We start from the raw sequence: 25,097 nt of genomic DNA, 5'->3' as shown, positions 1-25,097 counted from the left end.
CCGGGTTGGCGATCGGTGGGCCAGGGGCGCATGGTGCGCCCTGTCTTACCCACCAGGAGCAACCATGCGCAACACCCTCTTCGCCACCACACTGGCACTCGGCCTGTTCGCCAACGCCACGGCCGCCGTCAACTGTGCCAGCCTCCCCAACAACACGGTCAGCAACTTCGTCAACGATGACGTGGTGGCCATCGGCATCACCTGCACCATCGGGCCGGGCGGCTCGGTCAACGGCAGCGTGACGCAGAGCGGCGAAGGCAGCCTGGTGGTGCGCGGCACCGTCAACGGCACGGTCAGCGAGACCGGCCCGGGCGACGTGGTGCTGGCCCGTGGTGCACGGGTGGCCGGAGATGTGTCGGAGGCCGACGGCGGCAACATCGCCGTGCGCGGCGGCGCCAGTGTCGACGGCGCGATCGAGGAAGCCGGCGACGGCTCGGTCAACGTCACCGTCGACGTGCCGGGCCTGGTCAAGGGCAATGTCTACGAGAACGGCAACGGCGGCGTCACCGTCAATGCCCTGGCCGGCAGCTTCGAAGGCTCGGTCAACGAGACCGGCCCGGGCAACGTGGCGGTGATCGTCAACTTCGGCCTGTCGTTCAAGGGCGACATCGAGGAGCACGACGGCGGCAGCGTGACGGCCGATGTGAGCGGCTTCTTCGAGGGCAACATCGTCGAGGCGCTGGCCGGCAATGTGGTCACCAGCGGACCGGGCATGTTCAAGGGCAACAGCGAGCACCAGCTGACCGGCACCTGCAGCAACACCGTGCTGCGCTTCGAGGGCACGGTCTGCAAGCTGAACTGATGTGGAAGGCCGGCGGGGCCGCTCAGCGCGCCGCGTCGGCCACCGCCACCTGCGCGGCCAGCCGGGCGTTGTTCAGCACCAGCTGCACATTGGCCGCCAGGCTCTGGCCGCCGGTGCGTGCATTCACCCGCTGCAGCAGGAACGGCGTGACCGCCTTGCCGCTGATGCCCTGGGCGGCGCAGTCGGCCAGCGCTTCGGCGATGGCTGCGTCCACCAGCGCCCGCGGCAACGCATGCGCCTCGGGGATGGGGTTGCAGACCAGCAGGCCGCCGCCCAGTCCGCAGGCCCACTGCGCCTGCATCACCCGGGCGATGTCGGCCGGGCTGTCCAGGCGGGCATCCACTGCAAAACCGCTGTCGCGGCAGAAGAAGGCAGGCAGCGCGTCGGTCTGGTAGCCCAGCACCGACACGCCGTGGGTCTCCAGAAACTCCAGCGTCAGGCCCAGGTCGAGGATGCTCTTGGCGCCGGCGCACACCACCGCCACCGGCGTGCGCGCCAGCTCCAGCAGATCGGCCGAGATGTCCATGGTGGTGGCCGCGCCGCGGTGCACGCCGCCGATGCCACCGGTGGCGAACACCCGGATGCCGGCCGCCGCGGCGATCACCATCGTGGCCGCCACCGTGGTGGTGCCGCTGCGGCCCTGGGCCAGCAGCACCGGCAGATCACGCCGGCTGGCCTTGGGCGTGGCGGCGCCGGCGCGGGCCAGCTGCTCGATCTGCGCATCGCTCAGGCCCGCCACCAGCCGCCCATCCACCACCGCGGTGGTGGCCGGCACGGCGCCGTGGGCCCGCACCTCGGCCTGCACCGCCAGTGCCGTCTCGGCGTTCTGCGGCCAGGGCATGCCGTGGCTGATGATGGTGGATTCCAGCGCCACCACCGGAGCGCCGGCCGCCAGGGCAGCGGCCACCTCGGGGTGCAGGTCCAGGAACGGGTGGGCAGCGGCAGCGGGCATGCCGGCAGCTTACCCTCGGCAGCCGCCGCAATTGAACTCGGCTGGCAGGCCCGGCTCCAAGCCCGGCCGCCTGGCGGCGTCCAACACCAACCACATCCAGGAGATCCGTCCATGCATCGCCAACAGTTCCTCCGGGGCGCAGCCGCCGTCGTCGCCAGCATGGCCGCCGGCCTGCCCGCCGCCACGCTGGCACAGCCGGCCTGGCCGGCCGCCAAGCCGATCCGCCTGATCGTCAACTTTCCGGCTGGCGGCTCGCCCGACGTGGTGGCGCGGGCGGTGGCCACGCCATTGGCGGCGGCGCTGGGCCAGCAGGTGGTGGTGGAGAACCGCTCGGGCGCCGGCGGCATCCTGGGGGCCGATGCCGCCGCCAAGGCCGCACCGGACGGCTACACCTTCCTGCTGTCATCGGGCAGTGCGCTGTCCATCGTGCCGCTGATCACGCCCAAGCTGCCGTTCGACCCGGCCAAGGACCTGGTGCCGGTGGCCGCCGGCGCGCGGCTGGAGCTGTTCCTGGTGGTGCGCAGCGACCTGCCCATCAACAGCTATGCCGACTTCATCAAGTACGCCAAGGCCAACCCCGGCAAGCTGACCTACGGCACGCCGGGCAACGGCACCTCGCCGCACATCGCCGGCGAGATGCTGAAGTCGCAGGCCGGCATCTTCACCGTGCACATCCCCTACCGCGGCTCGGCCGCGGTGATGCAGGACCTGCTGGGCGGCCAGGTCGACTACTCCTTCGACCCCGGCATCGCCTTCCCGCACATCAAGTCGGGCAAGCTGCGGCTGCTGGCCGTGGGCAGCGCCAAGCGCTCGCCGCTGTACCCGGGCACGGCCACCCTGGCCGAGCTGGGCCTGACCGGCTTCGACACCGGCACCACCCATGGTTTCTGGGCGCCCGCGGGCACGCCGCAGCCGATCATCGACCGGGTGAATGCCGAGATCAACAAGGCCCTGGCCCTGCCCGCGGTGGCCGAGACCATCCGCGGCCTGGGCGCCGAACCCACGCCGATGGGCCCAGCCGCCTTCGGCCAGGTCATCCGCAACGACCTGCAGCGCTACAGCGTGATCGTCAAGGAGCGCAAGATCACCGCCGACTGACCGCGGCGGCGCAGCGGCGGCGGCAGCGGGCCGCCGCCGATAATCCGGCGATGCAAGCCACTGCTCCGCCACCGTCCCGGCTGGCGCTGTACCTCGACCTGATCCGCTGGAACCGCCCGGCCGGCTGGCTCTTGCTGCTGTGGCCCACGCTGAGCGCGCTGTGGATCGCCGCCGACGGCTTCCCCGGCTGGCACCTGCTGGCGGTGTTCACGCTCGGCACGATCCTGATGCGCAGCGCCGGCTGCTGCGCCAACGACGTGGCCGACCGCGACTTCGACCGCCATGTGAAGCGCACCGCGCAGCGCCCGGTCACCCGCGGCGCCATCCCGGTGGCCGAGGCGCTGGCCCTGGGCGCGGTGCTGGCGGCGGTGGCCTTCGGCCTGGTGCTGACCACCAACCCGCCGACCATCGCGCTGAGCTTTGCGGCGCTGGCCATCGCCGTGGCCTACCCCTATGCCAAGCGCCTGGTGGCGATGCCGCAGGCGGTGCTCGGCGTGGCTTTCAGCTTCGGCATCCCGATGGCGTTCTCGGCCGTGCAGGGCGGGCCCGAGCTGTCGCTGCCAGCGCTGGCGGCGGCCGTGCCGGCTGCCGCCTGGGGCCTGCTGCTGGGCAACCTGTTCTGGGTGCTGGCCTACGACACCGAGTACGCGATGGTCGACCGCGACGACGACCTGCACATCGGCATCCAGACCAGCGCCATCACCCTGGGCCGCTGGGACGTGGCCGCGGTGATGGGCTTCTACGCCGCCTACCTGCTGAGCTGGGCGGCCATCGGCCTGACGCTGGGGCTGGGCACGGTGTTCCTGGCCGGCATCGCGCTGGCCGCGGCGCAGGCGGCCTGGCACCACACGCTGATCCGCGACCGCAGCCGCGAGGGCTGCTTCCGCGCCTTCCGCGAGAACCACTGGCTGGGCTGCGCCGTGTTTGCGGGCGTGGCGCTGGATCTGGCGCTGCGCTAGGCCCTGCTTGGGGCCAGGGCGCCAGCCCGCCAGGCCTCGGTTGATGGCGGGTCGAGCGCATCCGGTAGCATTTCGCTGTCCGAGAAGCCCATGGCGCGGCGTGGTGCGATGCGTTCCGCCGGCTTCGACGACCACTTGCAGTGGGTGGACGGCTGTTTCGTCCTTGGTTGGTCCGAGTCCGGCATGTGTCCACGCGCACGATCGCGTGGGCGGCAGTCGGGGGATCGTCCTGGAGTCTGTCTTGGCCTGGTTCTTCACGCGCGAGCGTCCATCCACTGCCTGGGCGCGCACCGCGCCGAGCGCGCCTGCGCGGCGGAGGTCCGGCGCGGCCGCGGTCGCTGCGCTCGCCCTGGTGGCGATGGCGCCGCCGCCGCTGCTGGCGGCACCGACGGACCCGGCCGCCGTCGAGGTGAGATTCGCGCCCGAGAAGGACTACGGCCCCTTTGTCTTTGCCGACAGCACGGGCGCGGTGCGGGGGCTGTCGGTCGACCTGCTGCAACTGGTGCAGCAACACGCCGCGCTGCGGGTGACTTGGCTGCCCGCGGCGTCGCTCGCCGAGCAGCTCGTCGCGGTGCGCGAGGGCCGCGCCGACCTGCTGTCCTCCCTGCGGCCGACCCCCGAACGGGCCACCTTTCTCGCCTTCAGCCAGCCGTACGTCTCCGTGCCGGCACTCCTGGTCCGGCGCGCTGCAGGCGGGCCCACGCCTTCGGTCGGCGGTCTGCAACATCTGGCGGGGCAGCCGGTCGCAGTGGGCAAGGACTATGCCGTCGAGGGATTCGTGCGCGAGCGCTTTCCGCAGGTCGGCTGGGTGGCCGTGCCTGACGACGTCGCCGCGCTGAAAGGTGTTGCGCAGGGCCGCTACGCCGCCGCCGTGGTGGATGCCGCCAGCGCCGCATTCATCCAGCGCGAGCTTCGGCTGCGCCGGCTGGAGACCGTCGGTCCGGTGGGCTTCGAGTACCGCCTGAGCTTCGCCGTCCCGAAGCATCGCCAGGATCTGCTGGACCGCGTCGACGCGGGCATCCGCGCCATCACCGCTGCCGAGCGCACGGCCATCGTCGCGCGCTGGCTGGCGCCGCTGGGCGAGACCCACGCCAGCACGTCCGCGCTGGGCGGCGCGGCGGCGCAGTGGGGGCTCGCGTTGATCGGCTTGTCGGCCTTGGCCGGGGTGGGGCTCGCCCTCAGACCGGCGGGCGCGGCCGGGAGCCCGGAAAACAAGACCTAGGCCTGGAGTCCTGCATGCGCTTGCTGACTTGGAAAGACCGGTTGGATGCCGACGGCAGCGGGGCGGCAACGCCTGCGCCGGACGGCGCGCGGACCGCCACGGCGGGCCTGCCACGCGCCTGTCTGTGGCTGGGCGTGCTGTACCTCGCACTGGCGCTGTTGTCGCTGTTCCTGTCGCGGCAGCCCGGCAGCATCGCCAACATCTGGTATGCCAACGCCATCGCGATTCCCTTCTTCGTCCGTGCGCCACCCGCGCAGTGGCCGCTGCTGGCCTTGACCCTGGTGCTGGTGAATCCGCTGGCGAACATGCTGTGGGGCGATGACGTGATCGTCGGCCTGTCCTTCTTGCCGGCCAACCTCGCGGAGATCCTGGTGGCCGCCTGGCTGATCCGTTGCCTGGGGCTGGCAGGCAGCGCCGAGCTCTCCGCGTCGCAAGTCATGCGCTGGATCCTCTTCGGCGGCGTGGTGCCGCAGCTGGTGGGCGCGACGCTGGGTTCGCTGACGGTGTCATGGCACGGCGGCACCGAGTTCGGATTGGTCTGGCTCACGTGGTTCGAGGGCGCGGTGGTCGGCGCGCTGTCGCTGCTGCCGCTGGCGCTGTTCGTGGCCGACCGCGGCCCCAGCGAACTGCTGGTGGCGATGCGTGATCGGCGGCTGCTCGTCCTGGCGCCGCTCACCGTGGGGGTCACGCTGGTGTCGGCGGCAGCGCTGCCCTATCCCTTCGTCTACATCATCCTGCCGTTGCTGGTGGCGGCGGCCATCGTGCGGTTCGCCGCGGTGGGCGTGCTCACGGCCTTGGCCTCGTTCACGCTGGCCGCGGCCCTGGGCCTCGGCATCCTGGTGCCTGCGCCGATCACCGCGGCCTGGCAGGAGGTGTTCATCTACCTGGCCTTCGCCGCTGCCCTGATCCCGGCGCAAGTGTTCTCGGCCACCACCCGCGACCTGCGCCGCAGCCGGGAGCGCCTGCGCGAGCGCACCGCCGAGCTCCAGCGGGCACGCGAGGCGGCGGAGTCGGCGAGCCGCGCCAAGGGCGCCTTCCTGGCCGTGATGAGCCACGAGATCCGGACGCCCATGAACGGCGTGCTCGGGACGGCGGACGTGCTGGCACGCACCCCGCTCTCGGACCAGCAGGCCAGTGACGTGCAGGTGATCCGCAGCTCGGCGCTGTCGCTGCTGGCGTTGATCGACGACATCCTCGACTTCTCGAAGATCGAAGCCGGCCGGCTCGAGCTCGAGCGGGTGCCGGTGGGGGTCGAGGCGCTTGCGCAGGCGGTCTGCGAGACGCTCCATCCCGTGGCCTTGACGCGGGGCGTCGACGTGCTGCTCTACGTGGATCCCTCACTGCCCGCCCAAGTGCGAAGTGACCCGATCCGGCTGCGGCAGATCCTGTTCAACCTGGTCGGCAACGCGATCAAGTTCAGTGCCGGTCGACCCGAGCTTCCCGGCAAGGTCAGCGTTCGCCTGGAGCGCGCCGCCGCAGCTGGCGCAGACAAGCTCTTGATCCTGGTCCGCGACAACGGCATCGGAATGCCACCGGAGTCGCAGGCCCGGATCTTCGGCGCGTTCGAGCAGGCCGATGCCGGGATCTCGCGGCAGTTCGCCGGCACGGGGCTGGGGCTGGCGATCGTCAAGCGCCTGGTCACGCAGATGGGGGGCGACATCGAGGTTCGAAGTGCGCTCGGACACGGGGCGTGCTTCGAAGTCCGCCTGCCGCTGGAGCCGGTCGCGGACGGCGGGGCGTGCCAGCAGCCGCGCCTGGCGGGGGTCGACGCGTTCGTTGTCGGCGACGATGAACGATCGGCGGTGGTCTTCGCGTACCTCCAGGGCACCGGTGCCAGCGTCCACCGCGTGGCCGACATGGCTGCCGCCGTGCGGATGGCTGGGACATGCGCTTTGCCGGTGCTGCTGCACACCGTCGCGGAGGATGCGCCGGCAGCGCCCGGCATGCCGCCGGACGCGCCAGCGACGGACCGCCTTGCCTGGGTTCGGATCGTGGTCGGTCGACGGTGCCGCCCGGCAGTCACCGGCGATCGCACGGTGACCCTGGACGGCCATTGCGTGGTGGGCACCGAACTGGTGGCGGCCGTTGCCACGGTGGCCGGCCTGGAGCGGCCAGAGGCCCTGCGTGTGGCTGCACCGTTGCAGTCCGCGCCAGCCGACGGCGCCATGCTGTCCACGCCCGCCACCGCCGGCGGCATCACCATCCTGGTCGCTGAAGACGACGCCGTGAACCAGATCGTCGTGGTGCGGCAGTTGGCGTCGATGGGCTACGCCGCCGAAGTGGCCGGCACCGGCACCGATGCCCTGCGGCTCTGGCGCGAGGGGCGCTATGCGCTGCTGCTGACAGATCTGCAGATGCCGGGTCTCGACGGCTATGCCCTGGTCGAAACGATCCGCCGTGCGGAGGCAGCGAATGGCAACGGGCACGGCGCGCGGATGCCGATCCTGGCGCTCACGGCCAATGCCTTCCCCGAAGACAGGGAACGTGCCAAGGCGGCGGGCGTCGATGCGTTCCTGACCAAGCCGCTGCTGAGCGATGTGCTGCAGGCGGCACTGCAGCGTTGGCTGCCGGTGTCTTCGAACGGCGGTGTCGGCCATCGGGATGGATCGGCCGACCACCTGCGGGGCGACTGACGCGCGGCATGGGCGCCTGTGCCGCAGGCGACGCCGCTCAGCCGAACGCGTCGCCCAGCTCCGCCGCCCGCCGCTGCGCCGCCCGCACCGCCCGCACCACGGCCTCGGCCACCCCGTCGCCACGCATCGATTCCAGCGCCGCAAAGGTGGTGCCGCCCTTGCTGGTGACACGCTCGCGCAGCGTGCCTACCGGCTCGTCGCTCTGCGCGGCCAGCGCGGTGGCGCCGTCGAAGGTGGCCAGGGCCAGGCGCTTGCCCTGCTCGGCGCTCAGGCCCATCTCGACGGCGGCGGCCACCATCGCCTCCACCCAGTAGAAGACATAGGCCGGGCCGGAGCCCGACAGCGCGGTCACCGCGTCGAGGTCGGCCTCGCGGTCGACCCACAGCGTCTGGCCGGTGGGCGCCAGCACGGCCTCGACCTCGGCCCGCTCCGCCGCGCTGACCGCCGGCGTGGCGAACAGCCCGGCGATGCCGCGGCCGATCAGCGCCGGCGTGTTGGGCATGCTGCGCACGATGCGCGCGGCCGCCGGTGCCAGGCCCATGGCGCGGGCGATGGCATCGCTGCGGATGCCGGCCATCACGCTGAGGTGCAGTGCGTTGGAGGCATGCGCAGCGCAGGGCGCGGCGGCCTCGGTGAACAGCTGCGGCTTGACCGCCCACACGACCAGGCCGGCGCCGGCCAGCGCCGCATCGGCCGCCGGCTGGGTGCGCACGCCGAAGTCGGCCTGCAGCTTGGTGCGCGCGGCCGCGCCAGGGTCGATGGCCAGGATGCTGGCCGGCGCGCGGCCGGCGCGCACCAGGCCGCCGATCAGCGCGCTGGCCATGTTGCCGCCGCCGATGAAGGCGATGGTGGAACCGGAGGTGGAGGCGGGGGTGGCAGGCATGCGCGGCAGTGTAGCCAGCGGCCTGCCTGCCCAAGGCGCTACAGCCGCATGTCCAGCGACAGGTTGAGCTGCGGCCGGGTGTGCCGCTCGATGCTGGAGACATCGCCGTTGGACTGCAGCGTGGTGGTGGTCTGGTTCGGCGGGCCGAAGGGCTGCACGCCGGCACTGGCGGCCAGCCGCACCGACACGCCCGGCCGCACCGCCAGCTGGGCGAACAGGTCGATGCTGCGGGTGCGCGAGCGCTGCACCAGCTGGTCTGCAGTGAACCGGGTGTCGTAGGCCGGGTTCAGGCCGATGCTGCCGCCGATGTTCAGCGGCAGGCTGGTCAGGCGCTGGTCGAAGCCAAGCGTGGCCGACCAGGGCTGCTGGCCGTCCAGCCGGTTGTCGGGTCCGGCGATGGCGGCCACCCTGGAACGGTACAGGTTGACCGACGCGCGCAGGTTCAGCGCACGGGCATTCGGCAGCAGTCCGGCCACCGCCTTGGGCAGCAGGTCGGCCGCGCTGCCCTTGGCCTCGAACTCCAGGCCGCTGGTGGTGGCATCGGAGAAGTTCTGCGGCTCCGACACCCAGCGCTGCACCGTGGCCCAGGACACGCTGCGCAGTGCCGGCTCGCTGCGCACCACATCGGTCAGCCGGCGGTGGAACAGGCCGATGCTGATGAGCCCGCCGTTGGCCAGGTAGTTCTCGTAGGCGATGTCCAGGCCGGTGGCCAGCTCGGGTTTCAGCAGCGGGTTGCCGATGCGGTCAGGCGCCAGCTGGGTGTTGCGGGTGTCCCTGCCGGGGAACTGGGCGTTGATGCTCGGCCGCGGCAGCAGCGTGCCCAGGTTGGGCGCCTTGTAGCTGCGGGTCAGGCTGGCGCGGATCTGGTCGCGGCCCTTGGGGTCGAACTTGTAGGTCAGGTGCAACAGCGGTGAGGTCACGCTGCTGGTGTTGCGCGCCGCGGTGCCACCGCCGCGGCTGTCGGTGGTGATGCGCTCGCTGCGCAGGCCCAGGTACAGCTGCCACTGCGGCGAAAGCTCCCACTCGTCCTGCACATACAGCGCATGGCGGCGCACCTGGGCCTCGAAGGGCTGGCCCTCGAACTCCGGCAGCACCGGCTGGCCGGCGGCGTCGGTGGTGGTGCGGCGCTCCTCGCGGTCGCGGTGCTCCAGGTCCCAGCCGGCCGTCAGCGTGTGGCTGCTGCCCAGCAGCAGGCTGTACTTGCCGGCCTGGGTGATGCCGTCGTCGCTGCCGCCGCCCACCGACCGCTGCCGCAGCGCACCGCTGCGCAGGTTGCGGGTGTCGAAGGTCCAGCGCGACTGCATCACCCCGGCGCGCAGCTCGATGCGCTGGTCGTCGCGGAAGCGGTTGGCCCAGGTCAGGTTGGCGCGGCGGTTCTGCCAGGTGCCGTTGGCCGCCTGGTCGTCCTCCAGCACCGGGTCGCCGGCCAGCGCCTGGTTGGTGTAGTCGGTGCGGTTGTTCCAGAAGCCCTTCTGGAAGAACGTGCCCAGCGACAGGGTCTGGTCGTCGCTGATGCGCCAGTTCAGCCGCGGCCCGAGGTTGTAGCCCCAGCCCCAGACTTCCTGCGCGCCGCGCTGCCGGGCTTCGGCCGGCAGGCCATCGGCGCCGGCCATCGCGCGCTGCAGGTTGACGCGGTTTTCGCGGTTCCATTCGAACACCGACAGCGGCAGCGACAGGCCCAGACCGCCGCGCGATTCGCCCAGCGTGAGGTTGGCGTTGGCCATCGGCCGGTCGGTGCCGTCGGCCAGGCCCAGGCGCAGATCGCGCTGCGCGCGGCGCGGCGCCTCCTTCAGGATGATGTTGATGGTGCCGGCGATGGCCTGGGCACTCTGCTCGGCCGAGGGCGCGCGCAGCACCTCGATGCGCTCGATCTGCGACGGGCTGAGCTGGTCCAGCGCAAAGCCGGGCGGTGCCGGGTCGCCGTTGATCAGGATCTGGGTGTAGCCGGCGCCCAGGCCGCGCATGCGCGGGCCGCCGGCATCGACATTGACGCCGGGCAGGCGGCGCAGCACATCCAGCGTGTTGGTGTCGCCGTGGCGGTCCAGCTCCTCGCGGCCGTAGATCTGCTTGGCGATGCTGGCGGCGCGGCGCAGCTCGGTCGAGCCCTGGCGGGCGGCGATCTCCACCCGCTGCACGCTGCTGGGCTGCTGGCCGGGGGCGGGCTCGGCGGCACCGCCCGGGCCGGCATCCTGCGCCAGGGCGCACAGCGGTGCGGTGGACAGGGCCAGCGCCGCCGCCAGGCGAACGCCGGACCCGCCGCTGGGACGGACAGGGGGAACAAGGTGCACGAGGATCTCCGACGGCTTGCCCACGCCAGCCGCGGACCAGCCCGGATGCTGCCAGAACCCGACGCCAGACAGGATCACCGCCATGACAGGGTGCTGCGAACCCATGCAATCGGCGCATAACTTCGCCGTGGCGTGCGCCACCCACCTACATTGCGCCCCCAGGCGGTCGGCGGTCGCCCTCACGAGGGGCCCGCCGCCACCGCCGGCCCGCAACCACCCACAGGATGACCATGCCGCTTTCCTATGTGCAGCCCACCGCCGACAGCCCCTGGGGCACCTACCTGTCGCAGATCGACCGCGTGCTGCCCTACCTGGGCCCGCTGGCCCGCTGGGCCGAGACGCTGCGCCGGCCCAAGCGCACGCTGATCGTCGACATCCCGATCGAGCTGGACAACGGCACCATCGCCCACTACGAGGGCTACCGGGTGCAGCACAGCCTGACCCGCGGCCCCGGCAAGGGCGGCGTGCGCTACCACCCCGACGTGACGCTGGAGGAGGTGATGGCGCTGTCGGCCTGGATGAGCATCAAGAACGCCGCGGTGAACCTGCCCTACGGCGGCGCCAAGGGCGGCATCCGCGTCGACCCCAAGGTGCTGAGCCAGAAGGAGCTGGAGAAGCTGACCCGCCGCTACACCAGCGAGATCGGCATCATCATCGGCCCGCAGCAGGACATCCCGGCGCCCGACGTCAACACCAACGCCCAGATCATGGCGTGGATGATGGACACCTACTCGATGAACACCGGCGCCACCGCCACCGGCGTGGTGACCGGCAAGCCGCTGCACCTGGGCGGCAGCCTGGGGCGGGTGAAGGCCACTGGCCGCGGCGTGTTCGTCACCGGCCGCGAGGCGGCGCGCCGCATCGGGCTGGACATCCGCGGCGCCAAGGTGGCGGTGCAGGGCTTCGGCAACGTGGGCTCGTCGGCGGCCGAGCTGTTCGCCGCCGCCGGCGCCCTGGTGGTGGCCTCCCAGGACCACAGCGGCACCGTCTTCAACGGCCACGGCCTGGACACGGCGCAGCTGCAGGCCCATGTGAAGGCCAGCGGCGGCGTGGCCGGCTTTGCCGGCGGCGAGGCGATGGGCCTGGAGGAGTTCTGGGACGTGGACTGCCAGATCCTGATTCCCGCCGCGCTGGAGAACCAGATCACCGCCGCCCGTGCCCACCGGCTGAAAGCGAAGCTGGTGCTGGAGGGCGCCAACGGCCCGACGGGTTCAGCGGCAGACGACATCCTGGCCGAACGCGGCGTGCTGGTGGTGCCCGACGTGATCTGCAACGCCGGCGGCGTGACGGTGAGCTACTTCGAGTGGGTGCAGGACTTCTCGTCGTTCTTCTGGACCGAGGACGAGATCAACGCCCGGCTCGACAAGATCATGGTCGGCGCGCTGAACAACATCTGGGACACCGCCGACCACCACCGCATCAGCCTGCGCACCGCCACCTTCGCGGTGGCCTGCGAGCGCATCCTCTCGGCCCGGCAGGAGCGCGGGCTCTACCCCTGAGCGTGAGCAGTCAGCGTCAAGCTGCGGCGCGCTGCGGCGGCCGCTGCAGCAGCCAGGGCGCCACCGCCTCGGCGGCCAGCGGCGGCGACCACAGGTAGCCCTGGCCGCGGCCGCAGTCCAGCCGCTGCAGCAGGGCGGCCTGGCTGGGCGTCTCGATGCCCTCGGCCACCGTGTCCATGCCCAGGGTGCGGGCCACGCGGATGGTGGCCTCGATCAGCACGCGGTGGTAGTCGCTGGTCTCGGCATGGCTGACGAAGCTGCGGTCGATCTTCACCGTGTCCACCGGCAGCTGGTGCAGGCAGGCCAGCGACGAATAGCCGGTGCCGAAGTCGTCGAGCGCGATGCGCACGCCCAGGGCCTTGATCTCGCGCAGCCGGGCGCGGGCCGTCTCGTCCTGCGCGGCCAGGCTCTCGGTCACCTCCAGCTGCAGCGCGCCGGGCGCGATGCCGGCTTCGGCCACGCAGCGCTGCACCTCGGCCACCAGGCTGGGCTGGCGCAGCTGCACCGCCGACAGGTTGACCGCCACGCTGGCCGGCGCCTGCGCGCCCAGGCTGCGCTGCCAGGCCGCCAACTGCTGGCAGGCGGTGCGCAGCACATGGGCGCCCAGGGCCACGATCAGGCCGGATTCCTCGGCCACGGCGATGAACTCCAACGGGCTGACCAGGCCGCGCTGCGGATGCCGCCAGCGCACCAGGGCCTCGACACCGCAGGGTCCGCCGCGCTGCAGGTCGACCACCGGCTGGTAGACGACGAACAGCTCGTTGCGCTGCAGGGCCAGGCGCAGATCGGCCTCGGTGGCCACGCTGCGGGCCAGGCGTTCATGCATGGCGGGGTCGAAAACGACATAGCGGCCGCGGCCGGTGCGCTTGGCCTCGTACATCGCGGTGTCGGCATCGCGCATCACGGTGTGGGCGTCGTTGGCCGCCTGCTCCGAGGTGACGATGCCGATGCTGGCGGTGGAATGCACCACGCTGCTGCCGATGGTGTAGGGCGCCGCCAGCACCGCCAGCAGGCGCCGGGCCACGGCACAGGCCACCTCGCGGCCCGACACGCCTTCGAGCACCACCACGAATTCATCACCGCCGATGCGGCCGGCCGTCTGCACCAGGGCGGGCGTGCCGGCGCCGGCGCCCGTCTCCGGCAGGCCCGCGCCCTGCGCCACGGCGTCGCCGGCGCGCAGCGCCTGGCGCAGCCGCTGGGCGATCTGGCGCAGCAGCTCGTCGCCGGCGGCATGGCCCAGGGTGTCGTTGGTCTGCTTGAAGCGGTCGAAGTCCATGAACAGCACCGCAAATCCGAAGCCCGGCTGGCGGGCTGCGCGGTCGACCGCCTGCTGCACCTGGTCGAACACCGCGGCGCGGTTGGGCAGCTGGGTCAGGCCGTCGGTGCGGGCCGCATGGCGCAGCATCGCCTGCATCTGCACCTGCTCGGTCATGTCGATGTGGATGCCGGCCATGCGCAGCGGTGTGCCGTCGGGCGCGCGCTCCACCAGCACGCCGCAGGACAGCACCTCGGCCCAGTCGCCATCGGGCCGGCGCAGGCGCAGCTCGGCCCGGCAGGGCTGGCGGGTGTCGGCCAGGTGGGCGCGCATCGCCTGGCCCCACAGCTGGCGGCTGTCGGGATGCACCAGCTGCGCCCATTCCTTCTGCGTCAGTCCCACGTCGCCACGCCGGTAGCCCAGCGCGGCCAGCAGCCGGTCGTTGCAGTGCAGCTGGCCGGCCTGCATGTCCCATTCCCAGGTGCCCAGGCCGGCAGCATCGATGGTGTGCTCCAGCAGCGCGAGCTGGCGGCGCTGGGCGGTGATGTCGGCGAAGCAGGACAGCACGCCGCTGACGGTGCCGCCGGCATCGCGCATCAGCACGGTGTTGGCCGCCAGCCAGCGCACCGCCCCGCCAGCGGCCGCCACGCCGAACACCTCGCCTTGCAGGTCACGGCCCTCGGCCAGCGTGCGGGCACTGGGCAGGGCCGACCAGGGCATCGGCTGGCCATCCACACGCAGCACCTGCCAGCCGGGGTCGATCGGCGCACGGCCGAGAAGCTGGTCCTCGGTCAGCTGCATCTGGGCGCAGGCCGCAGGGTTGCAGGCCAGCGCCCGGCCATGCACGTCGCGCAGGACCACGCCGTTGGGCAGACCGGCCAGCAGCGCGTCAGTCAGCGGCACCGGCGGCTGCGCAGCGCCACGGCCACGGCCGAGCCGGGCGCGCCGCAGCGCCCGCTGATGGCGGCGGGCCTGTCGGTCGGACATGCGGTTGGGTGGCAAGCGGGGCTCCGGCAACGCGGTGGCGGGCCCCTTGCCCGTTCTCCGCTGCTGCCACCGGTATCGGTGCCGGGCGGCGCAACTTGAGCACGCCGGCGCCTGCTGGCGCTGCAGATGTTGGCAGTCACTCACACGCCAGATGGCGTGGATGCGGGGCCGGATGCTCAGCCGGCGTCGGCCACCGGACTGCGGTAGTGGTAGGCGTAGGCGTCGGCAAAGCCCAGGCGCTGGTAGATGGCGCGGGCCGGGGCGTTGTCGGCATCGACCTGCAGGTAGGCCACGCGGGCACCGGCAGCCCGGGCCTGGGCCAGCAGGCGGCTGCACAACACCCGGGCCAGGCCACGGCCCCGGGCCTGCGGATGGGTGAAGACATCGTACAGGCCGACGAGGTCGGCTTCGGCTGCGCTCTGGCCGCAGGCCAGCACCAGGTCGTCGTCCAGACGGCGCAGCACCCAGCCCTGGTAGGGCACCGGCGACAGCGCCAGCCGCTCGGCATGGGCCTGGCGCTGAGCTGGCGGCGAACCGCGCAGCGCACCCACCACCTCGGCATAGGCGGCGCCCTCCAGCGGCTGCCAGGCCAGGCCGGCAGGCACCGGCTCGGCCACGGCCGGGCAAGCGGGCGCCACCATCACGCGGGTGTCGTCCTGCGCCGTCCAGCCCAGGGCGGCCAGCGCGGTATCCAGGCCTGCCGGGCGGCTGAAGGGCGTGATGCGGGCCACCATGGGCAGGCCCGCGGCGCGGAACACTGCCTCGCACAGCGCCAGCCGCTCGGCCAGCGGCAGGCAGCCCGCCGCCACCGGCTGGATGCAGCGGGCCCGCTTCGCCTTGCCGGGCGAGTAGCGCAGCAGCCAGCCGTCCACCCAGCGCTGCTGAGGCGGCGCACTGGCGTTCAGTCCGGCATCCTCGATGCGGGACAGCAGGGTGTCGGGCAGGCGGTCGGGGTTCATCAACTGCCGTGGCCGGATCAGGCGGCCATGCCCAGACTGGCGACCCGCTGCACCAGCTCCTGCGCGAAGGCGATGTAGGCCTGTGCACCCTTGGACGATGCGTCGAACACCACACCCGCCTGGCCGTAGCTGGGCGCCTCGGCCAGCCGCACGTTGCGCGGGATCACGGTGTTGAACACCTTGTCGCCGAAGTGCGCCTTGAGCTGGTCGCTGACCTGCTGCTGCAGCGTGATGCGTGGGTCGAACATCACCCGCAGCAGGCCGATCACCTGCAGATCGCGGTTGAGGTTGGCATGCACCTGCTTGATGGTGTTGACCAGATCGGACAGGCCTTCCAGCGCAAAGTACTCGCACTGCATCGGCACGATCACGCCGTGGGCGCTGCACAGGCCGTTGAGGGTGAGCAAGCTCAGCGACGGCGGGCAGTCGATCAGCACGAAGTCGTAGTGGCCGGCCGGGTCGGCTGCGGCGGCGGCGAGGGCGGCGCGCAGGCGTTGGTCACGGCGCTCCAGCGCCACCAGCTCCACCTCGGCACCAGCCAGTTCGCGGTTGGCGCCCAGCACGTCGTAGCCACCGGCCTCGCTGCGCTGGCGGGCTTCCAGGATGCCGGCCGATTCCAGCAGCACGTCGTACACCGACAGGGCCATGGCGCGCTTGTCCACGCCCGATCCCATGGTGGCATTGCCCTGGGGGTCGAGGTCGACCACCAGCACCCGCTGGCCCACCCGGGCCAGGCCGGCAGCCAGGTTGACGGTGGTGGTCGTCTTGCCGACGCCACCCTTCTGGTTTGCGATGCAGAACACTTTGGCCATGGGCCAGAGTATCGCCGCTGGCCCGGGTGTCGGATGGCGTCCGAGGGCCGCTTCAGGCCCGGGCAAACGCTGGATGGACCCGTCTCAGCGGGGCCGCATCCACACCAGGCAGCGCTGGGCGTCCAGGCCGGGCACCTGCAGTTGTTCCACGTGAAACACCTCCACGTCCGTGGGCAGCGCGGCCTGCTCTTCAGCCGGCAACTTGCCCTTCATCGCCATCCACACGCCACCCTCAGCCAGCAGATGGCGGGTGAGTGTCGTGAAGTCCGCCAGCGAGGCAAAGGCACGCGAGGTGACCACGGCATAGCCCTCCGGCGGTGGCTGCAGCACCTCCACCCGGCTGTGCAGACCCTGCAAGTTCAGCAGGCGCAGCTCGGCGGCCACCTGGCGGATGAAGCTGACCTTCTTGACCACGGTGTCGATGCAATCCACCTGCCAGCCCGGCTGCAGTGCCGCCAGCACCACGCCCGGCAGTCCACCGCCGCTGCCCACGTCGAGCAGGCGGTGCGATGGTGGCTTCGCCGCCGCCGCCCAGCGCTGCAACGGCGGCAACACGGCCATGCAGTCGATCAGGTGGTGGCCCAGCATCTCGGCCGGGTCACGCAACGCGGTCAGGTTGTAGACCTTGTTCCAGCGCTGCAGCAAGTCCATGTAGGCCAGCAGCAGATCAGCCTGGGCCGCCTCTAGCGGCAGTGCCAACGCTTGCGCGGCTGCCAGCAGTGCGGCCTGACGATCCGCCTGTGCGGGAAGGGCCGCCATCTCAGGCGGCATCCTGAGCCGCAGCCGCCGACGCTGCTGCAGCATCGACAAAGCCCTGGAACCGGCCCTTCTTCAGGTGCACCAGCAGCAACGAGATTGCCGCCGGCGTCACGCCCGACAGCCGCGATGCCTGGCCCAGCGTCTCAGGCCGGTGCCGGCCCAGCTTCTGCCGCACCTCGAAGCTCAGCGCCTTCACCTGGCTGTAGTCCAGGTCGGCCGGCAGCTTCAGATGTTCGAAGTGCGCGGCCCGTGCCACATCGTCAACCTGCTTGCCGATGTAGCCGGCGTACTTGGTGGCGATTTCCACCTGTTCCACCACCGTGGCAGCCAGGGTCTCGCCCAGTTCGGCCGCCAATGTTTCACGTGAAACAGGCAGATGGACGCCCGCCGCACCGGCCACCGCCACCACGCCGTTGAAGTCCACGCCCGGCCGGCGCAGCAGGTCGGCCAGGTTGTATTCATGCTCGATGGCTTTGCCCAGCAGCCGCTCGGCATCGGCCGCTGCCAGCACGCTGGGGTTCACCCAGCAGCGCTTCAGCGCCTCGGCCGTGCGGGCCACGGCCTCGCGCTTGCGGTTGAAGGCGGCCCAGCGCTGCTCGTCCACCAGGCCCAGCCCGCGGCCGATCTCGGTCAGCCGGGCGTCGGCGTTGTCCTCGCGCAGCTGCAGCCGGAACTCCGCCCGGCTGGTGAACATGCGGTAGGGCTCGCTCACGCCCTTGGTGATCAGGTCATCGACCAGCACACCCAGGTAGGCCTGATCACGCCCCAGGCGCAGGGGCTCCAGCCCGCGGGCCTGCAGTGCGGCATTGGCGCCGGCGAACAGGCCTTGCGCCGCCGCTTCCTCGTAGCCGGTGGTGCCGTTGATCTGCCCGGCGAAGAACAGGCCGCCGATGGCCCGGGTCTCGAAGCTGGCTGTCAATTCGCGCGGATCAAAGAAGTCGTACTCGATCGCATAGCCCGGCCGCAGGATGTGGGCGTTCTGCAGCCCCGGCATGGAATGCAGCGCCGGCAGCTGGATGTCGAAGGGCAACGAGGTGGAGATGCCGTTGGGGTAGAACTCGTGCGTCGTCAGGCCCTCGGGCTCCAGGAAGATCTGGTGGCTGTCCTTGTCGGCAAACCGGTTCACCTTGTCTTCGATGCTGGGGCAGTAGCGCGGCCCCACGCCCTCGATCACGCCGGTGAACATCGGGCTGCGGTCGAAGCCCGAGCGGATGATCGCGTGCGTCTGGGCATTGGTGTGGGTGATCCAGCAGGGCACCTGGCGCGGGTGCTGGCTGGCGCTGCCCAGGAAGCTGAACACCGGCACCGGGTCCAGGTCGCCCGGTTGCTCGGTCAGCTGGCTGAAGTCGATGCTGCGGCCGTCGATGCGCGGTGGCGTGCCGGTCTTCAACCGGCCCTGCGGCAGCTTCAGCTCCTTCAGCCGGGCAGACAGCGTGACGGCTGGCGGGTCACCCGCGCGCCCGGCGCTGTGGTTCTGCAGGCCGATGTGGATGCGCCCGTCCAGGAAGGTGCCCGCCGTCAGCACCACCGTCTTGCCGCGGAAGCGGATGCCAGCCTGCGTCACCGCGCCGGTCACCCGCTCGCGCTGGCCGTCGCTCTCCACCGTCAGGTCGTCCACCGCCTGCTGGAACAGCCACAGGTTGGGCTGGTTCTCCAGCCGGTGCCGGATGGCCGCCTTGTAGAGGATGCGGTCGGCCTGCGCCCGGGTGGCACGCACCGCCGGGCCCTTGCTGCCGTTGAGGATGCGGAACTGGATGCCGGCTTCATCCGTGGCGGCAGCCATGGCGCCGCCCAGCGCATCCACCTCCTTCACCAGATGGCCCTTGCCGATGCCGCCGATGCTGGGGTTGCAGCTCATCTGGCCCAGCGTCTCGATGTTGTGGGTGAGCAGCAGCGTGGTGCAACCCATGCGGGCAGCCGCCAGGGCGGCCTCGGTGCCGGCATGGCCGCCGCCGACGACGATGACATCGAATGATTGAGGGTGCAGCACGGTGGGGGCGGCGGGCCGGGCAGGGCGCGCCTGAAGCGGTGGGCAGACCTGCATTGTAAAAAGCCGGCCCCCTGCGCGGGGGCACGCTGTCGTGATGGCCTTGGCCCGGCGATGATCGGCGGCCACGCACGCCACCATGCCCACCCCGCACGCCTGCCGCCCCGCCTGTGCCGCCTGCTGCACTGCGCCGTCGATCAGCTCGCCGATTCCCGGGATGCCCGGCGGCAAGCCCGCCGGTGTGCCCTGCGTGCAGCTCGATGCGGCAGGCGCCTGCCGCCTGTTCGGCCACCCGAGCCGGCCCGCAGTGTGCAGCGGCCTGCAGCCGTCGCTGGAGATGTGCGGCAGCAGCCGCGCCGAGGCGATGCTGTGGCTCGCCCGGCTGGAGGCGGCCACCGCACCGGCCTCGGCCGGTCAGCCGGCTGGTGCAGCGGCGGCCAGCGCCGCCGTGGCGGACCGCGGATGCCGCGCATCCCACCAGCGGTCGAAGAAGTAGTGCGCCACGGTGTTGCACACCGGCTCCACCACGGTGATCGCACCGGCCACCGCCACGCTGCCGGTCAATGCATAGCTGACGCCGAAGGCGATGCCCAGGTGCATCACACCGAAACTTGCTGACTTGGCCATCTGCGGGCTCCTTGGGGTGGCAATCTGGCCAGGAGTTTGCAGAAAACTATCGCCGAACACCAATCGATTGATTCACTGGCGGCCATAGAGCGCGCCCACGCCCGAGCCTGGCGTGCCGGCCACGGTGATCCAGGTCACGGACCCGCGGCGCCTCGGCGCCGGCGTGGTGCCGCTGCTCACCGGCGCCATCGGCTTCTGCCCGGTGTATCCCCTGCTGGGGCTGAACACCTGCCCAATGAAGAAGGTCTGATCGCCTCGGGCCGGAAATGCCAACGGCCCGGATGAACCGGGCCGTTCGGGGGCGTGCGGGGCACGCAAGGCACCTGCGGGCGCCGCGGATGTCACCAACCAGCGCGGGGCAGTTCGGTGGTGGTGTTGGCTTGGCGGGTGGTGGTGGCGATCATGGACAGCTCCTGGCGGTGTTGGTGAGGTGAGGCGCCTGTCTCAGCGCTTGAGACGAATTTCACCAGGGCACCACTTTTGCCGAAACTGTCAACTCTTACAGGGCCGCAAACAGACACTGACAACAGCCTGTCATCCACCGATCAGGTGAGCGGCGGCCGTGGCTGCGCCCGGCGGGCACGCAGGCCGCCGGCATGGTCAGGAAATCAGTCCGAGGCGCAGCGCACGCAGCACCGCCTGGTGCTTGCTGGTGCAGCCCAGCTTGTGCATGGCGTTGTTGACGTGCAACACCGCTGTGCGTTCGCTGATGCCCAGGATGGCGCCCACCTCCCAGGCGGTCTTGCCTTCCATGGTCCAGCGCAGCGCCTCCAGCTCGCGCGGCGTCAGCGCCGGCAGGTCGACCTGGGGCAGCAGCGGCGAGAGCAGGCGCATGGCCGCGTCCTGCGCATGCACCGCGAACAGCTGCAGGTCGGCCACCAGGCGCTGCAGCTCGCCGCCATCGCTGGGCAGCGGCTGGTCACGCTCGACGCCGAAGGCGAAGTGCCGGCCCTCGGGCAGGTGCAGCGCCATCGCGATGCCGGTGTGGTACCCGAAGCGGGCCTGCTCTTCCCAGAGCTCGCCCAGGCCGCGGCGGGTGTAGGTGTCCTGGTCCCAGATGATGGGCACCGACTGGTGGCGGCAGTGCTGCATCACCGGATCACGGCGCATCGCGGGCACGTCGTGCATGGCCGCGGCATAGCCATCGGGCGCGTTGTCGATGGACACGAATTCCGACCGGCCCATCGCCAGGTCGACCACGGCCATCGCCGACACGGTGTTGAAGCCCAGGCTCTGCGAGAAGCGCACCACCTCGCGGCGGAAGTCGTCGCGACTGCCCGCTTCAAGGATCGACGTGTATCCGACTGGCAGCATGCCGAAGGATCAGCGTCAGCAGGTGCCCAGGGCCGTGCCCTGCAAGGGTTTACATGTTTCCATTTGCTGACGCTTGCCGAAAACTGCCGGACAGAACAAACACAGCGACGGTGACCCCATGCCTTCCATGCTTCAACAATGCCCGCCCTGGACCTTGCGTGCCTGGCCGCCTTTATTGTGGCAGGTTGGTCGCCCGGTTCCGCTGCAATTGCAGCACCTTGGCACGCAGGTGACCAGTGGCGGCGATGGCCACTGCCGCAGCGTGGGGCAGACGATCTGGGCCTGGCACGGCGACGAGGGCGATGTCGGCATGGCCTGGGACTGGGTGCAGCTGACCTGCGGCGTGGTGGCCATGGCCGACCCGATGGCGGTCGTGACCAACCTCCGCCTGGTCGGCGAGGAGGGTTCGGTGCTCACCGCCTACGAGTCGGCGCGTCACTTCAATGCCATCGTGCACGGCCTGCCCTGGCAGCAGGCGGTCGAGCAGGCCCTGGGCGGGCCTGGCCAGCCGGTGGCCATGGCCGCCTGAACCCCAAGCCCGCGCAGGGCCGTCACTTCCACGCCGCCATCCGCAGCTGGCGGGTCACCGAAGCCAGGCACAGCACCGTGGCCACCACAGCCACCGCCAGCGGCAGCAGCAGGTCGAAGGCGCCCAGCGCCTCGCCCTCCAGCACCCGCTGCATCAGCGTGATCTGGGCCAGCGCCGGCACCCACAGCTGCCAGGGCTGGGCGCCACCGGTCTGCAGCGCCGTCACCATCGGCAGCAGCGACACTGCCAGCACCACCACGGTGGCGCTGGCCTGCGCCTCCTTGAAGCTGCGGCTGCGGATGGCCACCGCCATCAGCAGCGCCGCCACCAGCGCCGCCACCGGCAGCAGCAGGGCCAGGAACAGCGCGGCCTCACGCCAGCCGAACTGGAACAGCGCCGACAGCGCCTCGCTGCGCAGCAGCCACTGGCCGGGCAGGAAGCCGAAGCAGGCCAGCACCGCCACGCCCATGCCCATCACCGCCACCGCGCCCCACTTGCCCAGCACCAGCGCGGCACGTGGCAGCGGCGTCATCAGCAGCGGTTCCAGCGAGCCGCGCTCACGCTCGCCGGCGGTGGTGTCCAGCGCCGCCGAGAGCGCGCCGTAGACCACCGCCATCAGGATGAAGAAGGGCAGCAGCTTGGTGAACTGCGCGGCGCGGGCGCGGGCATCGGCCAGATCCCGCCGTTGCACCGTGACCGCCTGCAGCGCCGACGGCGGCACGCCGCGCAGCACCAGGCGCAGGCTGGCCTGCTCCTGGCTGAAGGCGTTGAGCAGCGCGGCCACGCTGCCGGCACTGCCCTCGGCCCGCTGGTTGGCGCTGGACGAGACCAGCAGCAGCTCGGGCGCGATGCCGGCCGCCAGGTCGGCCTCGAAGCTGGCCGGCACCACCAGCACCGGATGCTCGAAGCGGCGCTGCACCAGCGCCTCGGCATGGTCGGCCGGCGCGGCGTGCACCGTCCAGGCCTGGCGCTCGATGAAGTTGCGCAGCGTCGGCGCCGTGTCCAGGCCGACGGCGTAGACATCGCGTGCTTCGGCCCGGGCCTCGAACTCGGCCACCAGCATCGACAGCGCCACCAGCAGCAGCGGCCCCAGCGCCACCGACGACAGCAGCACCATCAGCAGGGTGCGGCGGTCACGCAGCGCGTCGCGCAGCTCCTTGGTGAAGACCTGCCACGCGCCGCGCATCATGGTGCGGCCCCGGCCTGCTGCCCGAACGCCAGCTGCACGAAGCAGGCTTCGAAATCGGTCTGGCCGGTCTGCGCCAGCAGCGCGGGCACCGTGCCCGTGGCCACGGTGCGGCCGCCAGCCACCACCACCACCTGGTCGCACAGCCGCTCCACCTCCTGCATGATGTGGCTGGAGAAGACGATGCACTTGCCCGTCTCGTCGCGCAGCCGGCGCAGCGCGTCACGCAGACTGCGGGTGGCCAGCACGTCCAGGCCGTTGGTGGGCTCGTCCAGGATGATGTGCGACGGGTCGTGCACCAGGGCGCGGGCCAGGGCGGTCTTCATGCGCTCGCCCTGGCTGAAGCCGTCGGTGCGCCGGTCCATCAGGGCCTGCATGTCCAGCATGCCGGCCAGCAGGGTGGCCCGGGCCTCGGCCTGCGCCGGCGCCAGGCCGTGCAGGCGGCCGTAGTAGGCGATGTTCTCGCGCGCCGTCAGCCGCGGGTACAGGCCGCGCGCATCCGACAGCACGCCCAGCCGGGCCTGCACCGCTTGCGGCTGCTGCGCCACGTCGAGCCCGGCCACGGTGATCTGCCCGGCGTCGGGCCGCAGCAGGCCGGCGATCATGCGCAGCGTGGTGGTCTTGCCGGCGCCGTTGGGCCCCAGCAGGCCGGTGATGCAGGCGTCGGCCGCCTGGAAGCTGACGCCCTGCACGGCATCGACCACCCGGCGCTGGCGGTCGCGGCCTTGCGCGAACTGCTTGGCCAGGTCCTGCACCACGATCATGGCCTGCCCTCCGCGGCGCGGCCGCTGGGCGGCTGGAAGGCTGGCGGCCGCGGCAGTTTCGCGGCGCAGTCGGCCGGCTGCGCCAGGGCCTCGGCATCGTCGGCGGTGCTGATGAAGCGGGCCACCGCATCGCGCAAACAGGGCAGGGCCAGCGTGCCGTGGCCGGTGTTCGGCACCACCACATGCCGCGCCAGCGGGCCCAGCGCCTGGGCCACCCGCTGGCCGTGGCGCGGCGGCGTCACCGGGTCCAGGCTGCCTGACAGCAGCCAGGTGGGCGCCGGCGCCGGTGGCAAGGTGTAGAACGCCGGGCTCACCGCACCTCGCGGCCAGCCGGCGCAGGCCGCCTGGTACAGCGCGGTGCCGCCGCCGGCAAACGGCGCCGAGGCCGGGAGCGCGGGCGGCGCCGGCGGTGCGCCGGGGCCCAGGTCCTCGCTGCAGACCACCGAGAAGTGCTGGCCGGTGGCAAAGCCGCCGCCCGGCCCGCCCAGAACCTGACCCAGTGCCGCCAGCGGCGCCCACTGGCCGGCGGCCGCGGCATCCAGCGCCGCCGGCAGGGCCGCGGCGAAGGCCGGGTTGTAGAGCGGCGCGCGCACCATCGCCAGCAGGGTCTCGCGGGTCAGGGTCACCGTCTCGGCTTGGCCGCTCACGGGATGTGGCAGGCGCACCGCCTGCGGCAGCGTGGCCAGCAGCGCAGGCAGGCGCTGCGGCAGCGCGGGGTGGCGGCGGGCGCAGGCCGCATCGCTTGCACAGGCCTGCACCAGGCTGTCCCAGGCCGCCTGGTTGTCGGCAGCACCGGCATCGGGCAGGCGCATGTCGGGTGGCGCCACGCCGTCCAGCACCGCGCGCCGCACCGCCTGCGGAAACTGCCGCTGGTAGCTCAGCACCGCCCGCGTGCCGTACGAGGCACCGATGGCATTGATGCGGGCGATGCCCAGCGCCTGCCGCACCGCATCGACATCGGCCATCGCGATCTCGGTGGTGTAGAAGCGCAGGTCGCCATGCGGCAGCGCCTGCAGGGCCTGGCGGCAGCGCTGCAGCGCTTGCAGGCGGCGGGCCTCGTCGCTGCGGTCGGCCAGCGGCTGCAGCGCGGCGCGGTCGTCATCGTCGGCACAGGCCAGCGGCGCGCTGCGGCCGGTGCCGCGCTGGTCGACGAAGACCAGGTCCCGACGCTGGCGCAGCCGGGCATGGGCCGCCGCCAGCGGCGCGGCCAGGCGGATGGCACTCTGGCCCGGCCCGCCGGCGAAGAAGAACACCGCATCGGGCGCCTTGTTGCGCGACAGCGCCGGCACCACCGCGTAGTGCACGTCGATCTGCGGGCCCTGCGGGCGCGCCGGGTCCAGCGGCCGCTGTACCACACCGCAGCGGGCGGCTTGCGGCCAGCCCTGCAGCCAGCAGGCGGTCGTGCCTGCCGAGGCAGCGGACGCCAGCAGCGGCGCAAGACACAGCAGGGCACCGACCCAAGCGGCCGCCGCGAAACCGGCTTTGCCGGGCCGCTGGGGGCGCCCCCCTGGGGGGGCCGAGCCCGGACACAAACGGCTTGCCGTTTGTGCCTGGCGAGGAGCTGGGCTCCCTGGCCAGCGCG

General features: G+C 71.9%; 21 protein-coding genes and 1 pseudogene. 9 read left to right on the top strand and 13 right to left on the bottom strand.

The window, feature by feature from the left end; all coding sequences use genetic code 11:
• Positions 1-64 precede the first annotated feature (64 nt).
• Positions 65-802 (top strand): bactofilin family protein, encoded by a 738-nt coding sequence (locus FFT10_RS19645; protein WP_137734561.1) that lies wholly within the window; start codon positions 65-67, stop codon positions 800-802.
• Between the two features lie 22 nt (positions 803-824).
• Here FFT10_RS19645 and FFT10_RS19640 read toward each other — a convergent pair whose 3' ends face one another.
• A complete protein-coding gene (locus tag FFT10_RS19640) occupies positions 825-1,754 on the bottom strand; it encodes a pseudouridine-5'-phosphate glycosidase (RefSeq protein WP_137734560.1) in 930 nt (309 codons plus the stop codon).
• Positions 1,755-1,865: 111 nt separating this feature from the next.
• On the opposite strand from FFT10_RS19640, the gene FFT10_RS19635 reads away from it, so the two are divergent.
• From FFT10_RS19635 to FFT10_RS19620, 4 genes are all read left to right on the top strand, one after another.
• Positions 1,866-2,852, top strand: coding sequence for a Bug family tripartite tricarboxylate transporter substrate binding protein (locus FFT10_RS19635; protein WP_137734559.1), 987 nt, complete (start codon positions 1,866-1,868; stop codon positions 2,850-2,852).
• Positions 2,853-2,902: 50 nt separating this feature from the next.
• Positions 2,903-3,811 carry a 4-hydroxybenzoate octaprenyltransferase gene (gene ubiA, locus FFT10_RS19630; RefSeq protein ID WP_137734558.1) on the top strand — a complete coding sequence of 303 codons (909 nt, stop codon included), beginning with the start codon at positions 2,903-2,905 and terminating at the stop codon, positions 3,809-3,811.
• Between the two features lie 241 nt (positions 3,812-4,052).
• The gene (locus tag FFT10_RS19625; RefSeq protein ID WP_162520853.1) at positions 4,053-5,033 is read left to right on the top strand and encodes a transporter substrate-binding domain-containing protein; all 981 of its coding nucleotides are present in this window, start codon (positions 4,053-4,055) and stop codon (positions 5,031-5,033) included.
• Positions 5,034-5,047: 14 nt separating this feature from the next.
• Entirely contained in the window at positions 5,048-7,666 is a 2,619-nt protein-coding gene (locus FFT10_RS19620; protein WP_137734556.1) for a hybrid sensor histidine kinase/response regulator, read from the top strand.
• 37 nt (positions 7,667-7,703) lie between these two features.
• Here the strand turns inward: FFT10_RS19620 and proC are convergent, their stop codons facing one another.
• Both proC and FFT10_RS19610 read right to left on the bottom strand, forming a co-directional pair.
• Positions 7,704-8,549 (bottom strand): pyrroline-5-carboxylate reductase, encoded by an 846-nt coding sequence (proC, locus tag FFT10_RS19615; RefSeq protein ID WP_137734555.1) that lies wholly within the window; start codon positions 8,547-8,549, stop codon positions 7,704-7,706.
• 38 nt (positions 8,550-8,587) lie between these two features.
• Entirely contained in the window at positions 8,588-10,837 is a 2,250-nt protein-coding gene (locus tag FFT10_RS19610) for a TonB-dependent receptor plug domain-containing protein (protein ID WP_162520852.1), read from the bottom strand.
• A 224-nt stretch (positions 10,838-11,061) separates the two neighbouring features.
• On the opposite strand from FFT10_RS19610, the gene FFT10_RS19605 reads away from it, so the two are divergent.
• The gene (locus FFT10_RS19605; protein ID WP_137734553.1) at positions 11,062-12,336 is read left to right on the top strand and encodes a Glu/Leu/Phe/Val family dehydrogenase; all 1,275 of its coding nucleotides are present in this window, start codon (positions 11,062-11,064) and stop codon (positions 12,334-12,336) included.
• A 16-nt stretch (positions 12,337-12,352) separates the two neighbouring features.
• On the opposite strand, the gene FFT10_RS19600 is transcribed toward FFT10_RS19605, so the two are convergent.
• The 5 genes from FFT10_RS19600 to mnmG form a co-directional block, all read right to left on the bottom strand.
• Positions 12,353-14,578, bottom strand: a complete 2,226-nt coding sequence (locus FFT10_RS19600) for a putative bifunctional diguanylate cyclase/phosphodiesterase (protein ID WP_137734552.1) — start codon at positions 14,576-14,578, stop codon at positions 12,353-12,355.
• Positions 14,579-14,754: 176 nt separating this feature from the next.
• A complete protein-coding gene (locus FFT10_RS19595) occupies positions 14,755-15,537 on the bottom strand; it encodes a GNAT family N-acetyltransferase (RefSeq protein WP_137734551.1) in 783 nt (260 codons plus the stop codon).
• A gap of 17 nt (positions 15,538-15,554) precedes the next feature.
• Positions 15,555-16,349 carry a ParA family protein gene (locus tag FFT10_RS19590; RefSeq protein WP_137734550.1) on the bottom strand — a complete coding sequence of 265 codons (795 nt, stop codon included), beginning with the start codon at positions 16,347-16,349 and terminating at the stop codon, positions 15,555-15,557.
• 84 nt (positions 16,350-16,433) lie between these two features.
• Entirely contained in the window at positions 16,434-17,108 is a 675-nt protein-coding gene (gene rsmG / locus FFT10_RS19585) for a 16S rRNA (guanine(527)-N(7))-methyltransferase RsmG (RefSeq protein WP_137734549.1), read from the bottom strand.
• 1 nt (position 17,109) lies between these two features.
• Positions 17,110-19,098: a tRNA uridine-5-carboxymethylaminomethyl(34) synthesis enzyme MnmG gene (gene mnmG, locus FFT10_RS19580; RefSeq protein ID WP_137734548.1), complete on the bottom strand. Its 1,989-nt coding sequence runs from the start codon at positions 19,096-19,098 to the stop codon at positions 17,110-17,112.
• A gap of 136 nt (positions 19,099-19,234) precedes the next feature.
• On the opposite strand from mnmG, the pseudogene FFT10_RS28290 reads away from it, so the two are divergent.
• Positions 19,235-19,513 (top strand): annotated as a pseudogene (locus FFT10_RS28290) (YkgJ family cysteine cluster protein); the annotation flags it as partial.
• On the opposite strand, the gene FFT10_RS19570 reads toward FFT10_RS28290, so the two are convergent.
• Positions 19,510-19,722, bottom strand: coding sequence for a DUF2061 domain-containing protein (locus tag FFT10_RS19570; protein WP_137734547.1), 213 nt, complete (start codon positions 19,720-19,722; stop codon positions 19,510-19,512). The pseudogene FFT10_RS28290 and the gene FFT10_RS19570 sit on opposite strands and share 4 nt — an antisense overlap.
• Positions 19,723-19,834: 112 nt before the next feature.
• Here FFT10_RS19570 and FFT10_RS19565 point away from each other — a divergent pair, with 112 nt between their 5' ends.
• Positions 19,835-19,972 carry a YgaP family membrane protein gene (locus FFT10_RS19565; RefSeq protein ID WP_373282546.1) on the top strand — a complete coding sequence of 46 codons (138 nt, stop codon included), beginning with the start codon at positions 19,835-19,837 and terminating at the stop codon, positions 19,970-19,972.
• 350 nt (positions 19,973-20,322) lie between these two features.
• On the opposite strand, the gene FFT10_RS19560 is transcribed toward FFT10_RS19565, so the two are convergent.
• On the bottom strand, positions 20,323-21,036 hold the full coding sequence (locus FFT10_RS19560; protein ID WP_137734546.1) for a helix-turn-helix transcriptional regulator: 714 nt from the start codon (positions 21,034-21,036) through the stop codon (positions 20,323-20,325).
• A 262-nt stretch (positions 21,037-21,298) separates the two neighbouring features.
• On the opposite strand from FFT10_RS19560, the gene FFT10_RS19555 reads away from it, so the two are divergent.
• The gene (locus FFT10_RS19555; protein WP_137734545.1) at positions 21,299-21,565 is read left to right on the top strand and encodes a DUF4902 domain-containing protein; all 267 of its coding nucleotides are present in this window, start codon (positions 21,299-21,301) and stop codon (positions 21,563-21,565) included.
• A 22-nt stretch (positions 21,566-21,587) separates the two neighbouring features.
• Here the strand turns inward: FFT10_RS19555 and FFT10_RS19550 are convergent, their stop codons facing one another.
• Genes FFT10_RS19550 through FFT10_RS19540 form a run of 3 tightly spaced genes read right to left on the bottom strand, consistent with a single transcriptional unit; the run spans position 21,588 to position 24,870 of the window.
• On the bottom strand, positions 21,588-22,754 hold the full coding sequence (locus tag FFT10_RS19550; RefSeq protein ID WP_228027195.1) for an ABC transporter permease: 1,167 nt from the start codon (positions 22,752-22,754) through the stop codon (positions 21,588-21,590).
• Positions 22,751-23,515 (bottom strand): ABC transporter ATP-binding protein, encoded by a 765-nt coding sequence (locus tag FFT10_RS19545; protein ID WP_137734544.1) that lies wholly within the window; start codon positions 23,513-23,515, stop codon positions 22,751-22,753. The genes FFT10_RS19550 and FFT10_RS19545 overlap by 4 nt, the downstream gene beginning before the upstream one ends.
• The gene (locus tag FFT10_RS19540; protein ID WP_228027194.1) at positions 23,512-24,870 is read right to left on the bottom strand and encodes an alpha/beta fold hydrolase; all 1,359 of its coding nucleotides are present in this window, start codon (positions 24,868-24,870) and stop codon (positions 23,512-23,514) included. The genes FFT10_RS19545 and FFT10_RS19540 overlap by 4 nt, the downstream gene beginning before the upstream one ends.
• Between the last annotated feature and the right edge of the window lie 227 nt (positions 24,871-25,097).

The organism is Pseudaquabacterium pictum, from assembly GCF_005403045.1.
Classification (GTDB): domain Bacteria; phylum Pseudomonadota; class Gammaproteobacteria; order Burkholderiales; family Burkholderiaceae_C; genus Pseudaquabacterium; species Pseudaquabacterium pictum.
This window is presented reverse-complemented; position numbering and strand designations above follow the sequence as displayed.

Bases quoted from the DNA above. Each gene is read 5' to 3' on its own strand.
- proC (WP_137734555.1), bottom strand. From the start codon at position 8,549: ATGCCTGCCACCCCCGCCTCCACCTCCGGTTCCACCATCGCCTTCATC.
- FFT10_RS19640 (WP_137734560.1), bottom strand. From the start codon at position 1,754: ATGCCCGCTGCCGCTGCCCACCCGTTCCTGGACCTGCACCCCGAGGTG.
- FFT10_RS19545 (WP_137734544.1), bottom strand. From the start codon at position 23,515: ATGATCGTGGTGCAGGACCTGGCCAAGCAGTTCGCGCAAGGCCGCGAC.
- FFT10_RS19590 (WP_137734550.1), bottom strand. From the start codon at position 16,349: ATGGCCAAAGTGTTCTGCATCGCAAACCAGAAGGGTGGCGTCGGCAAG.
- FFT10_RS19560 (WP_137734546.1), bottom strand. From the start codon at position 21,036: ATGCTGCCAGTCGGATACACGTCGATCCTTGAAGCGGGCAGTCGCGAC.
- FFT10_RS19620 (WP_137734556.1), top strand. From the start codon at position 5,048: ATGCGCTTGCTGACTTGGAAAGACCGGTTGGATGCCGACGGCAGCGGG.
- FFT10_RS19605 (WP_137734553.1), top strand. From the start codon at position 11,062: ATGACCATGCCGCTTTCCTATGTGCAGCCCACCGCCGACAGCCCCTGG.
- ubiA (WP_137734558.1), top strand. From the start codon at position 2,903: ATGCAAGCCACTGCTCCGCCACCGTCCCGGCTGGCGCTGTACCTCGAC.
- FFT10_RS19550 (WP_228027195.1), bottom strand. From the start codon at position 22,754: ATGATGCGCGGCGCGTGGCAGGTCTTCACCAAGGAGCTGCGCGACGCG.
- FFT10_RS19600 (WP_137734552.1), bottom strand. From the start codon at position 14,578: ATGTCCGACCGACAGGCCCGCCGCCATCAGCGGGCGCTGCGGCGCGCC.
- FFT10_RS19570 (WP_137734547.1), bottom strand. From the start codon at position 19,722: ATGGCCAAGTCAGCAAGTTTCGGTGTGATGCACCTGGGCATCGCCTTC.
- FFT10_RS19645 (WP_137734561.1), top strand. From the start codon at position 65: ATGCGCAACACCCTCTTCGCCACCACACTGGCACTCGGCCTGTTCGCC.
- rsmG (WP_137734549.1), bottom strand. From the start codon at position 17,108: ATGGCGGCCCTTCCCGCACAGGCGGATCGTCAGGCCGCACTGCTGGCA.
- FFT10_RS19635 (WP_137734559.1), top strand. From the start codon at position 1,866: ATGCATCGCCAACAGTTCCTCCGGGGCGCAGCCGCCGTCGTCGCCAGC.
- FFT10_RS19595 (WP_137734551.1), bottom strand. From the start codon at position 15,537: ATGAACCCCGACCGCCTGCCCGACACCCTGCTGTCCCGCATCGAGGAT.